This window comes from Nocardia inohanensis NBRC 100128 (assembly GCF_001612945.1).
Taxonomy (GTDB): domain Bacteria; phylum Actinomycetota; class Actinomycetes; order Mycobacteriales; family Mycobacteriaceae; genus Nocardia; species Nocardia inohanensis.
Window position 1 is genome coordinate 1,253,487 of sequence record NZ_BDBK01000001.1, and the last position, 12,972, is coordinate 1,266,458.

The 12,972-nt window shown below is 67.2% G+C and carries 13 protein-coding genes; 5 read left to right on the forward strand and 8 right to left on the reverse strand.

The genetic code is table 11. The features are described from left to right. Positions 1-159: 159 nt before the first annotated feature. Entirely contained in the window at positions 160-1,344 is a 1,185-nt protein-coding gene (locus NI1_RS06155; RefSeq protein WP_067814788.1) for an esterase/lipase family protein, read from the forward strand. Here the strand turns inward: NI1_RS06155 and NI1_RS06160 are convergent. After that, a complete protein-coding gene (locus NI1_RS06160; RefSeq protein ID WP_067815508.1) occupies positions 1,341-1,985 on the reverse strand; it encodes a TetR/AcrR family transcriptional regulator in 645 nt (214 codons plus the stop codon). The genes NI1_RS06155 and NI1_RS06160 overlap by 4 nt on opposite strands. A gap of 104 nt (positions 1,986-2,089) precedes the next feature. Between NI1_RS06160 and NI1_RS06165 the strand changes: the two genes are divergently transcribed. Together NI1_RS06165 and NI1_RS06170 are read left to right on the forward strand one after the other, a co-directional pair. After that, on the forward strand, positions 2,090-3,460 hold the full coding sequence (locus tag NI1_RS06165) for an ABC1 kinase family protein (RefSeq protein WP_067814790.1): 1,371 nt from the start codon (positions 2,090-2,092) through the stop codon (positions 3,458-3,460). A gap of 127 nt (positions 3,461-3,587) precedes the next feature. Continuing rightward, on the forward strand, positions 3,588-3,803 hold the full coding sequence (locus tag NI1_RS06170) for a DUF4190 domain-containing protein (RefSeq protein ID WP_067814792.1): 216 nt from the start codon (positions 3,588-3,590) through the stop codon (positions 3,801-3,803). Between the two features lie 616 nt (positions 3,804-4,419). Here NI1_RS06170 and NI1_RS06175 read toward each other — a convergent pair. From NI1_RS06175 to NI1_RS06200, 6 genes are all read right to left on the reverse strand, one after another. Further along, positions 4,420-4,851 (reverse strand): hypothetical protein, encoded by a 432-nt coding sequence (locus NI1_RS06175; RefSeq protein WP_067814794.1) that lies wholly within the window; start codon positions 4,849-4,851, stop codon positions 4,420-4,422. Between the two features lie 33 nt (positions 4,852-4,884). Then, on the reverse strand, positions 4,885-5,613 hold the full coding sequence (locus NI1_RS06180) for a hypothetical protein (RefSeq protein ID WP_067814796.1): 729 nt from the start codon (positions 5,611-5,613) through the stop codon (positions 4,885-4,887). After that, on the reverse strand, positions 5,613-5,960 hold the full coding sequence (locus NI1_RS06185; protein ID WP_067814798.1) for a GntR family transcriptional regulator: 348 nt from the start codon (positions 5,958-5,960) through the stop codon (positions 5,613-5,615). The genes NI1_RS06180 and NI1_RS06185 overlap by 1 nt, the downstream gene beginning before the upstream one ends. A gap of 202 nt (positions 5,961-6,162) precedes the next feature. Further along, positions 6,163-6,816 (reverse strand): hypothetical protein, encoded by a 654-nt coding sequence (locus NI1_RS06190; RefSeq protein WP_157534952.1) that lies wholly within the window; start codon positions 6,814-6,816, stop codon positions 6,163-6,165. 156 nt (positions 6,817-6,972) lie between these two features. Beyond that, positions 6,973-8,586 carry a DEAD/DEAH box helicase gene (locus NI1_RS06195; RefSeq protein WP_067814802.1) on the reverse strand — a complete coding sequence of 538 codons (1,614 nt, stop codon included), beginning with the start codon at positions 8,584-8,586 and terminating at the stop codon, positions 6,973-6,975. Between the two features lie 196 nt (positions 8,587-8,782). Beyond that, positions 8,783-10,369, reverse strand: a complete 1,587-nt coding sequence (locus tag NI1_RS06200) for an MFS transporter (RefSeq protein ID WP_067814804.1) — start codon at positions 10,367-10,369, stop codon at positions 8,783-8,785. Between the two features lie 104 nt (positions 10,370-10,473). Between NI1_RS06200 and NI1_RS06205 the strand changes: the two genes are divergently transcribed. Then, on the forward strand, positions 10,474-11,103 hold the full coding sequence (locus NI1_RS06205; protein ID WP_067814806.1) for a TetR/AcrR family transcriptional regulator: 630 nt from the start codon (positions 10,474-10,476) through the stop codon (positions 11,101-11,103). Continuing rightward, complete coding sequence (locus NI1_RS06210; protein ID WP_067814807.1) at positions 11,100-12,002, forward strand: TIGR03619 family F420-dependent LLM class oxidoreductase; 903 nt, start codon at positions 11,100-11,102, stop codon at positions 12,000-12,002. The genes NI1_RS06205 and NI1_RS06210 overlap by 4 nt, the downstream gene beginning before the upstream one ends. Here the strand turns inward: NI1_RS06210 and NI1_RS06215 are convergent. Continuing rightward, positions 11,980-12,849 (reverse strand): NAD(P)-dependent oxidoreductase, encoded by an 870-nt coding sequence (locus NI1_RS06215; protein WP_084522591.1) that lies wholly within the window; start codon positions 12,847-12,849, stop codon positions 11,980-11,982. The genes NI1_RS06210 and NI1_RS06215 overlap by 23 nt on opposite strands. Between the last annotated feature and the right edge of the window lie 123 nt (positions 12,850-12,972).

Consider the following 12,972-nt stretch of genomic DNA (forward strand, 5'->3'; position numbering starts at 1 on the left):
TCATCGTTCACCGAACGCGCATGCGGTGGTGGTGATCGGTTCCAGTGATCCGCGTGAGTGCCTATCCGCGTCTCGTGCCGCCTCTAGCGTGAGCGCGAATTCGGTACCGGAAGTTCTGTGCGGCACCGGATTCGAATTCTGTGAACTTAGGAGATTCGAATGAGAAGAAGGAAGCGCGTCCGGGCATCGGTGCTGGCGGGAGCGTCGATGCTGGCGCTCGGATTCGCCTGTTCCGGGGCCGAAGCGGCGCCGGACGCGGCGCCCACCGAACAGCAATTGGCCGATTACATCGCGGCGGGTGTGCAGCGCGGGGAACCCGTGGCGGGCACCGGATCCGCCTGCACCTCCGGCAGCGGCGCCGGCTCGGGGAACGGATCCGGTGACTGCTACGGGGGTTCGGGGTCCAGCTCCGGATCCTCGGGCGGCCGGTCCTCCGACACCGTGGGGTACGGGCCGAGCATGACGTCGTGGGTGGCGGCCTTCGGCTATGGCGTGGCTAATCCGGATGCCACCCCGCCCGGCGCGAACGATTGGAACTGCAAGCCGACGGCCGAACATCCGCGGCCGGTGGTGCTGGTGCACGGCACCTGGATGAACGCCTACAACGGATTCGCCTATATGGGCCAGCCCATCAAGGACGCCGGGTTCTGCACCTTCACCCTCAACTACGGTCGCTCCGACCTGATCCAGGGCGGCGGGCTGGGGTCGATCCTGCCCGGCACCATGGGCACCGGATACATCCAGGATTCGGCGAAACAGCTGTCCGCCTTCGTCGATCGCGTGCTCGCCGCCACCGGGGCCGGGCAGGTCGATATCGTGGCGCACTCGCAGGGCGGGCCGATGTCGGGCTGGTACACCAAGTACGAGGGCGGTGCGGCCAAGGTGCACAACATGATCACCTTCGGGGCGACCAACCACGGCACCTCGCTCGACGGGATCGGGGCGCTGGGACGGGCCATCAACAATCTCGGGATCGATGTGCTCGGGCTGGTCGAGATCTTCGTGGGGCACGCCGGAATTCAGCAGACCATCGGCTCGGACTTCATCAACCAGCTCAATGCCAAGGGTGACACCGTGCCCGGGATCGACTACACGGTCGTCGGCACCCGCTACGACGAGATCACCAATCCGATGGAGCTGACCTTCCTCACCGCGGGGCCGGGCGCGCACGTGAACAATATTCTGCTGCAAGACGGTTGCGAGCAGGACGTGTCCGACCACCTCACCATGATGTACTCGCCGCGGGCGCTGTCCATCGCGTTGCGGGCGCTGGATCCGGCCAAGTTCAGCCAGTTGCAGTGCACCTTCAACCCGTGGGTGGTGGGCGGCGGCGGGTCGCTCTAACCGGCTCGCAGTTCCCGGGCTTCGGCCTCGATCCAGGCGCTGATCATCCGCGCCGTGGTCTCGATCGCCTCCGCGCGCTCGCGGCTGTCCACCTCGAGCGCCGAGGCCCGCAGCACGCTCGCGAAACCGGTATTGATCAGGACGAAGGTCATCACGTCGTAGCGGTGATCGTGGCCCGGGCCGAGGAGCTGGATGAGCAGCACCTTCACCAGCAGGCGCAGGCGCGGTTCGAATTCGGGCAGGCCGCTGCTGTAGAACTGCACGCCCGCCACCAGCGCTCGCACCAGGCGCGCGTTGGCGACCAGTTCATCGGTGAACAGTTGCAACAGCTCGGTGATGATCTGGCGGGTCGGCATATTGCCGTGGGACGCCGAAACCCCCGACACCCAATGGGTGAAGTTGCGTTCGATATTCGCCAGCATGCGGCCCAGCAGTTCGTCCACGATGACGCTGCGATCGGCGAAATAGCGGTACAGCGTGCCGATACTGACCCCCGCCTCGGCCGCGATCCGGTTGGTGGAGGTGTCGGCGATGCCGCGCTCACCGAACAGGCGGGCGGCGGTGTCGAGAATGTGTTCCCGGGTCGCCTTGGAGCGTTCCTGGGTGGGTCGTCGGCGTTGGCGGACAGCCTTCGTCGGCACCACAGCCTCCTTGCCGAAGTGAAGATGAGCAATGCTCAGCTTAGCTGTTACTCGCCGTTACGTGTGCTGTATCTTCGTGCGCTACAAGGTCACAGGAGGTTGGCATGAGCGGGCGGGTGCCCACGGGCCGGATCGCGCGCGGAACGCGACTGGGCCGGCTCGCCGCCGGGCAGGCGGTGCGCGAGGCCGGCACCCGGCTGGCGATGGTGGGGCGCACCGAACAGGCGCGGCGGATCCTGGCGCAACGCTCGGCCATGCAGGCGGCCCAGCAACTGGTCACCGTGCTGGGCAGTATGAAGGGCGCGGCCATGAAGCTCGGGCAGATGCTGTCCGTGCTCGACCTGGATCTGGTGCCGGCCGAACACCGGGAAATGTTCCGGGACAAGCTGGCCGAACTGCGCGACCGCGCGCCCGTCGTGGAGTTCGCGCGCATGCGGCAGGTCATCGAAGCCGATCTGGGGCCGCTGGCACGGGTATTCGCCGATTTCGACGAGACGCCGGTCGCGGCGGCCTCCATCGGGCAGGTGTATCGGGCCCGGCTGCGGGACGGCCGCCCGGTCGCGGTGAAGGTGAAGTATCCCGGCGTGGACGCGGCCGTACACGCCGACATGCGCAACCTCGCCATGCTCAGCGGACTGCTCCGCAATATCCTGCCCAGCGCCGGGGACGCATCGGTACTGGAGGAGATCTCCCGCAATATCGGCGGCGAACTCGACTATGTGCGTGAGGCTTCCACCCAGCATCGGATCGCGGCCCGCTACCGCGGACACCCGTTCCTGACCGTCCCCGACAGCATCCAGCAGTACTGCACACACCATGTCCTGGTCACCGACTACATCGACGGCCGCCCCTTCGAACAGATCCGCACGCTACCCGACGCCGACCGCAACGCCATCGGCGAAATCATCTACCGCTTCTACATCACGCCCCTCTTCACCGACTACGAATTCTGCGGCGACCCCCACCCCGGCAACATCCTCCTCGCCGCGGACGGCAAACTCGCCTTCGTCGACTTCGGCCTCTACACCCGAATGGACCCCGTAGACGTCGAATTCGAACGCACCGGCCTGCGCGCCGCCTGCGAACTCCGCGCCGACGACCTCCACACCCACTGGTCGGCCCGCGGCATCCTCGACCCCGCCACCGTCACCCCCCTCGAATGCCTCGAATACGTCTGGGCCGCCACCGGCTGGCACTTCCTCGACGAACCCCTCACCATCACCCCCGAACTGGCCACCGGCGCGGTAATCCTCGCCATGGACCCCCGAGCCTCCGAACACCGCGGCATGCGCAACCAACTCCTACCCCCCGAACACGTCTTCTCCCGCCGCGCCGACCTCTTCACCTTCGCCGCCCTCGGCCAACTCCACACCACCAACAACTGGCACACCCTCGCCCGCGAATGGCTCTACCACGAACCCCCGATCACCGACATCGGCCGCGCGACAGCACACTGGCGCACCGCCACCACCTGACCCCTCCCATTCGAACAATCTGCGCCGCAATACGATTCGACCCGCATTTCCAGGTAACCCCTCCCGATGTAGCCCCAACCCCGGGCCCCCGCACCCCATTTCGTGCGGCACAGGAAAGGTTCCCGCGATGACCACCCCCCACCCCACCGCCCCCCGAAACCTGAACATCCTGGCCCTCACAACCCTGATAACCGGCTTCATAGGCTTCTGCTGCCTCCCCCTACTCCTAGGCCCCCTCGCCCTCCTCCAAATCCGAGACACCGGCGAACGAGGCCGCGGCCTCGCCATCACCGGCATGCTCACCACCCTGGCCTGGCTGACCGGCCTGACCCTGATCACCTAGCCCGGCAGAGGTTTTCGGTCACCCCGCCCGAGACCAGCTCGCCACGAAGCGCCCCGCCTCGCTGGACCTTGCATCGGACAGCAGCTCTCCCGTGAACCGCGAGCCTTCCGCAGCCCCGGCAAGTACCTGCCACGGTGCACGTCCGGAGGCGCTCGCGGTCCACGCCGAGTCGGACCCGAGCCGACCGATGCCGTGGACATCGGCACTGGCGAGACACCGTGCAAGCCCGCGGTTATGCGTCGCCGCCTGAGCCACGTCAGCACCGGCGAAATGACCGCCGCCGATACCCTCCCCAACCACCAGCATCACGACTCGTTCACCCTGTGCGGCCAACTCACGACCCAGCGCCGAGCACTCCTGCGGTGACGCATCGTACGAAACCGATTGATAGGCAAACTCTTTGATAAAACACCCGCTCGGTCTCATCCCCGATCTTCGGAAATCTCAGCCGCCGAACCGATTCGACACAACCCCTGCGCAAACCGTCCCACTCCGCCCCCTCGACCCCCGCCACCTCGGGTATCAACATCGGCGATTGTGGACACAAAGCTGCTGCGATCAACGGCACGAATCCTCCTGAAGCTGTTGTTCTCCAACCACATTGGCACAGCCTGGCCTAACGCGCCGGACCACCCACGCGAGCGATGTAGGCGATCGCACGTGCCCAGGGGTCATGCAGGTACTCGGCGCGGGTGCGATGCCAATGGCGGGCACAGAATTCATCCAGCCCCATGCGGAGACGCCTGGCCCGATAGTCGGATGCGGGTTCGCAGGCGCGGGTGACGGCCAGCAATTCGGCCTCGAGAGTCCAGCCGCAATGGTCGAACGCCCATGTTCCATCGCTGATGTAGACGTGAGCGGGGTCGGTTTCACCGACAGCCCAGAGCCCTGTCGGGAGGTAACCGCGCGGATGGGTGTGCAGGAAGGCGTAAGTGAGGATGTGGCAGGCGCCTGCGGCGAAGAACCATTGATCGTCGCGATGCCAGGACAGGTCGGGGTCGGAACGCTCCAGCGGAGTGCGACGGTAGGCGGAGCACGGAACGTACACGCTGCCAGCGTAATCCGCTCACGTTGGTGTATGTCAGCAGTAGCTTCGGGGGTCGATGCGTTCGGCTATCGGCCAAGCTGCGGGTTCGAGGGCGGCGTGACCGGCGACTGCGCGAACGGCTTCGTCGATGGTGCAGGCCGAGCAGATGTAGATGTCGTGGGTGACGGTGACGCGGGTGCGTGCGGGTGAGAATCGGCCCCAGGGTTGAGCGCAGCGCGGGCATCGGGGCGCGACCATTCCTACTCCGTAGGTGCGGCCGAAGGTGGGCTTGTCGAGGCGCTGATCAGGTTGGTGCGCAACGGGATAGGGGGCGATTCCCATTGCCCACATGGCGGCAGCGGGATCGGCTACCGAGACCGTGACCGCGCGGCCGCTCGTCAGGCGCAGGCGTAGTGCGGGGCCACTTCTCGGGGTCAGGAACCAGCCGCGCTTTCGCAGCCAGAACACGCCCTGGGAACTCCGGGCCGTGAACGGCAGAAATGTGATTTCGGCGTGGGTGATGTTCGCTCGGGTAATCGTGAATCGCGGGTGACCGAACAGGCCGCAGCGGACGGTCAGGCCGGTGGGGTTGGCGCTGACGCGCTGGCTTGCTTCCAGCACGGCTTTTACGAACGCGATGGGTAGGACGATGGCGTTGACGACGAGGAGCCAGCCTCCGGTCACCATTACGACGTTGTACATCGTCACCGCTGAGGTCAAGCCGTTGAACCCCAGCATCATCCAGTTCGTGACGCGGCAGGTGTAGACCGTCGACACGGGCATTACATCAGCTCCTCGATCATGCCGAGAACCTCGGCCTTGCTGTAACCGTTCGCGCGTGCGCAGTCGATCAGTTGACGGGCGGCCTGTTCCATCGGAGCCGCGGAGGGCGCCTTCGCGGTCACGCGAACTCCGCGCCCGCGCCGGAAATCCACCACCCCCTCTCCCCGTAGCCGCCGGTAGGCAGCCAGGACGGTGTTGCGGTCGACAGCGAGCGCGAGCGCCAATTCCGTTGCGGGCGGGAGCTGTTCGTTGACGGACAACTCACCGGTGCTGACCGCACGCCGGACGCACGCTGCAATCTGGTCTTGCAGCGACACCCTCGATGTCTGGTCGATCTGCCACAGCATGGTGCTAATGAAAGTAGCACCATCGACTCGATTTTGCGTGTCGAGCAGCTAGGAAATCCTCGGCTTCAGGTGAGGTTCAGTCGAGCGAGTAGAGCTGTCAACCCGCTGTGCACCATGTCGTCATCACCGGTGTCGAGGCCGTTCATCGGAGAATCCCACCTGTCCACGTTATGGCACGCGATCGTGCGCCGTCGTATGCGAGCTATTTCGCAGTGGCTACTTTGTCGACGGCGGCGGTGAAGATCTTGTCGAAGGCTTGTTTGTCGATTTCGGAGTCCAGGGTGACGGCGGAGAGGTAGACGGTCATGCCCCGGAGGGTGGCGATGGCATCCAATTTGATGGTGGTGGAGGAGCTGCCGCCGGTGCTGTAGGCGACGGCTTGGGTGGTTTTCAGGGCGGTGGGCAGGGGGACCTCGGTGAATTTGTACTCGTAGTCGCTGTTTTTGTCGTGGACCTTCACGTTCGCGCATTGGCGGAGGAGTCGGTCTTTGATCTTCGCGATATTCACGGTGGAGTCGATGACCGCTTCGACGTAGATCACGTTGTGGGTATCGTCGGTGGCACCCAGTATGGACATGCTGTTGTCGGCGATGCCTTCCAGCGGATTCCGGGCGTTCTCGGTACAGGCAGCGGGCGTGACGGACTCGTGGGTTCCGCTGGTTGTCTCGTCGGGGGAGTCCGGAGGATCGGTTTCCGTTTGGGTTCCGGCCGGGAAGTCCGATGCCGTCAGCAGTAGCTCCACACGGGGAGTGCTCGGCTTCGGCTGGGAGGGCGTGGTTTCGGTCCCCGAGTCGGTGCAACCGGCCGACATTGTTACGACGATCGCCGCGGCGGCCGTAATTACTCCCCATCGCATTCGCTGAGGATAGTCGTACGGCGGGAATCGCGGAATCGATTGTGCTGCTTAGGCTCTCGCGAGTTCGGAGAATTCGATGTTTATTCAAAACTTATCGATGACAGGTAAAAGGCCCGGAAGCGGGGATGTTTCCGGGCCTTTCGCTATTCGGGTGGATCAGCCGCGACGGCGGTTACCGCCGCCGGTGCGGGAGAAGCCTGCGAGGCCGCCGGTGCTGCCGGCCGGGGCCGCCGAACCGCGGCCGGAGGTGCGGCCGCCGGCGGAGGCGCCGCGGGTCGAGCCGCCGGAGGCGCCGGTGGTGCGGGCGTTGTCACGGGCGCCGCCGGTGCGGCCGTTGCCCGCGTCGGCGTTCTTGCGGCCGGTGCCGGAGCCGTTGTGGCCGTTGGACTTGCGCGGTTCCGCGGTGGCCGCGGACTGGGTGCCGCGGGCGGGACGCTTGCGGGCGGTGGGGGCGCCGGCGGGGCTGTGCGCGGGCTGGCGGGTGCGCGATTGGCCCTGGGCCGCACCGCGATTGCGGGGGCGGCGGGCGCCGGCGGCGCGGTGGTGGTCGTCCGAGGTGGGCTCGGGGCGGAAGTCGGTTTGGGCGACCAGGGGGGCGACGGTGCCGACCAGGGCGATGACGGCGGGGGAGGCGGCGGTCACCGTCTGCGGCTTGACGTCGATCTTGGCCTTGCGCATGAGGGCGGTGAGGTCGCCGCGCTGATCGGGGAGGATCAGGGTGATGACGTCACCGGCGCTGCCGGCGCGCGCGGTGCGGCCGGAGCGGTGCAGGTAGGCCTTGTGCTCGGCGGGCGGGTCGACGTGCACGACCAGTTCGACGCCGTCGACGTGCACGCCGCGGGCGGCGACGTCGGTGGCGACCAGGACCTTGGCCGAACCTTCGGAGAAGATGGCCAGGTTGCGGTCACGGGCGGGCTGGGAGAGGTTGCCGTGCAGGTCGACCGCGGGGATGCCGGAGGTGGTGAGCTGCTTGGCGAGCTTGCGCGCCTGATGCTTGGTGCGGGTGAACAGGATTCGGCGGCCGGTGCCCGAAGCCAGACGCTCCACCACCGCCCGCTTGACGTCCGCGCCCTTGACCTCGAATACGTGATGGGTCATGGCGGCGACGGGCGAGTTGGCCTCGTCCACGGAGTGCAGAACCGCTTGCGGGAGGAAGCGTTTCACGAGCTTGTTCACGCCGTTGTCGAGCGTGGCGGAGAACAGCAGCCGCTGACCGTGCTCGGGCGTGGCGGCCAGAATACGGGTAACGGCGGGCAGGAAGCCCAGGTCGGCCATGTGGTCGGCCTCGTCGATGACGGTGACCTCGACCGCGTCCAAGCTGATCAGGCCCTGCTTCATCAGGTCCTCGAGGCGGCCCGGGCAGGCGACGACGATATCGACGCCGCGCTTGAGCGCCTGCACCTGACGATGCTGGGAAACCCCGCCGAAAATGGTGGTGACGGTCATCCGGTAGGCCCCGGCCAGCGGTTCGATGGCGGCCGCGATCTGGGTCGCGAGCTCACGAGTCGGCGCGAGAATCAGCCCGACCGGGCGATTCGGCACGCGCCGGCCGGCCAGCTCACCGGCCAGCCGATCGACCATGGGAATGGAGAAGGCGAGCGTCTTACCGCTGCCGGTCTTGCCGCGTCCGAGCACATCGCGCCCGTTCAGCGAATCGGGCAGGGTGTCGGCCTGGATGGGGAAGGGAGCGGTGATCCCGGCGGCGTCGAGCGCACGCACGAGCGGCTCCTTCACACCGAGGGACGCGAAGGTGGCAGGTGTGGAATTCATAGGTGTAGCGGTGCCTTTCGGGCATCGGGTGGTGCCCGAGCCGTGCTGCGGACTTCACGTCCGCGCCGGGGGCACGGATGGCGAGATTGCCGATGGGCAAAATCGATCGCCGTAAGGAAAGCTTGCCGCGCAGTTGGGGCTGCTTGCGAAATGGTAGCGATCTACGACGCTGGATGTGACCATGTCACATCCATGATCAAATATCTTGGTCGTCGCCGAGTCTAGCCGACTTGTGGCTCCGCAAGTCAAACGGGTGATCGAGATCGCGTCTCGGACGGCCGGGCGCGGCCAGTGCGAGCACCGCGCCGGCGGCGGCGATTACCGCCAGGACCAGGGTCGCTCGGGTGTTTCCGTGCACGAAGGACTCTTTGGCGAAATCGGCGAGCGGCCGGGCCGCGGGTCCGGCGTGGTCGGCGACGGCGAGCGCGGCGGCCAGCGAATCAGCGACCGGTTCGCGGACCGCTTCGGGCAGTCGCGGCAGGGCGGGCCGAATCCGGTCGCGATAACCGGCGGCTAACAGACTGCCCGCGAGCGCGATGCCGATGGCCGCGCCGATCTCGCGGGTGGCATCGTTCACCGCGGCGGCGACACCGTGCTTCTCGACGGGCGTGTCGGCGACGATGGCGGCGGTGGCCGGAGTCGCGCACAACCCCAGCCCGATACCGCTGATCAGCATGGGCCACAGCACGCCGAGGTAACCGGTGTGCACGGTGATGCGGGTCATCAGCGCCAATCCGGCGGCGAGGATCGACATTCCGGTGCAGGTCATCAACCGCAGCCCGAGCCGATCGGTGAGCCACGGCGCGACGATGGCGAGCGTGACCACGGGCAGCATCATCGGGATGAGCGCCGCCGCCGACTTCAGCGGCGAATAGCCGAGAATCAGTTGCAGATGCTGGACCAGCAGCAGGAACACCCCGAAGGTGACCAGGAATTGCAGTGTCAGCGAGACGATTCCGCTGGAGAAACCGCGCCGCGCGAACAATCGAATGGGCAGCAGCGGATGGCTCACCCGCAGTTCGGCGAGCACGAACAGCCCGAGCGCGACCGACGCGCCACCGCACAAGCCGAGCGTCAGCGGATCGAGCCAGCTCCGGTGCGGCGCTTCGGTGATCGCGGCGACGAACAATCCGACCGCCGCCGCGGAGGTCGCCGCGCCCGCGAAATCGATACGCGGGCGGGTGTAGTCGCGCGACTCGGGGATGCGGACGGCCGCGACCGCCAGCACCGCGGCACCGGCGGCCAGCCCGATGAAGATGGCGGGCCAATCCCAGCGCTGCATGATCAGCCCGGAACCCAGCAGCCCCGCACCGCCACCCGCGCCCGCCACCCCCGCCCAGAGTCCGATCGCCCTGCTGCGCAAGTGCTCCGGGAACCCCGCCGTCAGCATCGACAGCGTGGAGGGCATGACCAGCGCCGCCCCGGCTCCGGACACCGCGCGGGCCGCGATCAGCCACAACGGATCCCGTAAGAGCAACGGCAGCGCCGCGCCCAGACAGAAGACCACCAACCCCGCGATCAGCACTCCACGCCGCCCGTACCGATCCCCGAGCGCCCCGCCCGGCAGCACCAGGCAGGCCAGGGCAAGCGTGTAACCATCCACCACCCAGGTCAATTGCGCCTGCGTCGCACCGGTCGACACGGCGATCTGCGGCAGCGCGGTATAGAGCGCCGCCATCGACGCGATCACCAGGGCGACCGCCGCACAGGACACCGTCAACGTCCAGCGCAGCGCGCGAGCCGAGGGCGGCGCGGAGTGAATGTCGGTGTGCGGGGCCGTCATCGGACCTCCAGGAAACGCTACTGAAAGTAGCGCAACGCTACCGCCGGTAGCGTAACTCGAATACCCTTGATCACGAAAGGTTTTGGATGCGGCATGATGCTCGGATGAACGATTCCGCGCGCGGCGACGAGGACGAGCGCATCGACCCGCGCCGGCGGCGTTCACGCGACCGATTGCTGGATGCCGCAACGCAATTGCTGATCTCCGGCGGGGTGCAGGCGGTGACTGTGGAGGCGGTCACCACCGTGTCGAAGGTCGCCCGGACCACGCTGTACCGAAATTTCGGCAACAGCGCCGGTTTGATCGCTGCCGCTTTCGAACGCCTGCTGCCGCAGATCGAACCGCCGGATCCGGGGGATTCGGTGCGCCGCCAGCTGATCGATCTACTGCTGCGCCAGGCCGCGGTCATCGACCAGGTGCCGGTGCATGTCACCACGCTCGCCTGGCTGGGCCTGGGCAGCACCGGCGGCCCGGACACCGGCCGGTCCACTGCCCCCGATTCCCTGCGCGCCCGCGTGATCGAACGCTACCGCCAACCCTTCGACCGGGTCCTGGACAGCCCCGCCGCCCGCGTCGAACTCGGCGACTTCGACCGCACACTGGGACTCGCCCAGCTGCTCGGCCCCATCGTCTTCCTGCGTCTGGTGGAATTGCGTCCCACCACCCGCGCCGACTGCGAACGCATCGTCGACGACTTCCTGGCCACCCATTCCGCACCCGAAGGCACCGCATGAGAATCCGCATGGGCATCAGCACTCCCGTGGTGCTGGAGATCCCCGGCCGCACCCCCGAATGGGAGCGGACGGCAGGTATCGCCGAGATCGCCCGGATCGCCGAGACCGCCGATCGGCTCGGCTTCGACCATCTCACCTGTAGCGAGCATGTCGCGGTCGCGGCGCACTCCGAATCGGCCATGCTGGGCGGATCGCGCGGTACACGCTATTGGGACCCGCTGTCCACGCTGTCGTACCTGGCGGCGCGCACGACGCGAATTCGGTTGTGCCCCAGTGTTTTAGTGCTCGGGTATCACCATCCGCTGGCGATCGCGAAACGCTACGGAACCCTCGATGTGATCAGTGCGGGCCGCGTGGTGCTGGGTGTCGGCGTCGGCACGGCCCGCGAGGAATTCGAGTTGCTCGGTGCGCCGTTCACCGATCGCGGGCGTCGCGCCGACGAGTCGATCACGGCCTTGCGGGCGGCGCTGGGGCAGCGAGTGCCGGAATTCTCGGGCCGCTACTACCGATTCGAGGGTTTGGTCGTGGACCCGCACGCCGTGCAGGAGCGCATGCCGATCTGGGTCGGCGGATCCAGCGACGCGGCCGTACGCCGGGCAACCGCGCTCGGTGACGGCTGGATCCCGGCCGGCGTCACGCCCGAACTCCTGCGTGACAGGCTGTCCCGATACCAGCCCGCGGCAAAGGATTTCGAGGTGGTGGTCGGCACGGCGCAATCGATCGACCCGATATCCGAGCCCGCCCGGGCAGCGGATGTGATCGGCGCGCTGGCGGCGGCCGGGGCGACCATCGTGCAGCCGCGGGTCCGCCACGAATCACTCGACCACTATCTCGACCAGCTCACCGCGCTATCGGAGCTGAGCTGCTTCGAACCCTTCACTCCCGCAGCAGATCGATGACCTTGTTCTCACTCAGCTCCCCGGCACCGCTCTGCACGAGCCGCGCGAAGATATCGAGTGCGGTATGCCCCAAGGCGATCGGAGCCCCGACACTCTCGGCCGATTCGACGCCGATGCGCGTGTCCTTCAACCGCAGAGCGCCCGTGAACGCGATATCCCGATCGTGACCGCCCGCGAGCATGCCATCGGCGACGCGAATGACCGTCGGGCTGGCCGCCACACTGCGCGAAAGCGTATCCACCACCGTCGGCAGATCCAGCCCCGCCAGCTCGGCGGTACGCAACGCCTCGGCCGTCGCCGCGATCTGGATGGAGCCGAGAAGGTTCTGCACCAGCTTGTACGCCGTCCCCGCCCCTACCTCGCCGAACCGGACGACCCTGGTGCACAGCGGTGCCAGCAGCGGCCGAGCGTCCGCGAGGTCTTCGGTCCCGCCGCCGACGAAAAGCACCAGTTCACCCGCCGCAGCCGCCGCCGGCAAGCCGGTCACGGGGCAATCGAGATATCGAAGTTCCCGCGCCGCAGCGTGTTTCGCCAACTCCAGCACCCACGGACGCGACAATGTCGAGCATTCGACGGCAAAGGCTCCCGACTCTGCCCCCGCCAGCGCCCCCTCGGCACCGAGCCAAACCGCCTCGGAAGCGGCATCATCGGCCACCATCGAGATGATCATCTCCGCGCCCCGCGCAGCCGCCCACGGTGACTCCGCCACCACCGCCCCCCGCGCCGCCAGATCCGCGGCCTTCCCCGCCGACCGATTGAACACGGTCACGTCATGCCCCGCGTCCATCAACCGCCCCGCCATGCCCGCACCCATTCGGCCCAACCCGAGAAACCCGATCTTCGCCACGCCGGAACCCTACCCCCGCGGCGTGGCTGGTGAATTCCGCACCACCAGCGGCAAATAGGGTCAGCCACGGGGCCGCGGCATCACCGGACTGATCCTGCGACTGCGCCAGGAATTCCGCGGCTC

Excerpts from the sequence above, each read along its gene's own strand:
- NI1_RS06155 (WP_067814788.1), top strand. The coding sequence starts at position 160 with ATGAGAAGAAGGAAGCGCGTCCGGGCATCGGTGCTGGCGGGAGCGTCG.
- NI1_RS06165 (WP_067814790.1), top strand. The coding sequence starts at position 2,090 with ATGAGCGGGCGGGTGCCCACGGGCCGGATCGCGCGCGGAACGCGACTG.
- NI1_RS06170 (WP_067814792.1), top strand. The coding sequence starts at position 3,588 with ATGACCACCCCCCACCCCACCGCCCCCCGAAACCTGAACATCCTGGCC.
- NI1_RS06180 (WP_067814796.1), bottom strand. The coding sequence starts at position 5,613 with ATGCCCGTGTCGACGGTCTACACCTGCCGCGTCACGAACTGGATGATG.
- NI1_RS06185 (WP_067814798.1), bottom strand. The coding sequence starts at position 5,960 with ATGCTGTGGCAGATCGACCAGACATCGAGGGTGTCGCTGCAAGACCAG.
- NI1_RS06190 (WP_157534952.1), bottom strand. The coding sequence starts at position 6,816 with ATGCGATGGGGAGTAATTACGGCCGCCGCGGCGATCGTCGTAACAATG.
- NI1_RS06195 (WP_067814802.1), bottom strand. The coding sequence starts at position 8,586 with ATGAATTCCACACCTGCCACCTTCGCGTCCCTCGGTGTGAAGGAGCCG.
- NI1_RS06200 (WP_067814804.1), bottom strand. The coding sequence starts at position 10,369 with ATGACGGCCCCGCACACCGACATTCACTCCGCGCCGCCCTCGGCTCGC.
- NI1_RS06205 (WP_067814806.1), top strand. The coding sequence starts at position 10,474 with ATGAACGATTCCGCGCGCGGCGACGAGGACGAGCGCATCGACCCGCGC.
- NI1_RS06210 (WP_067814807.1), top strand. The coding sequence starts at position 11,100 with ATGAGAATCCGCATGGGCATCAGCACTCCCGTGGTGCTGGAGATCCCC.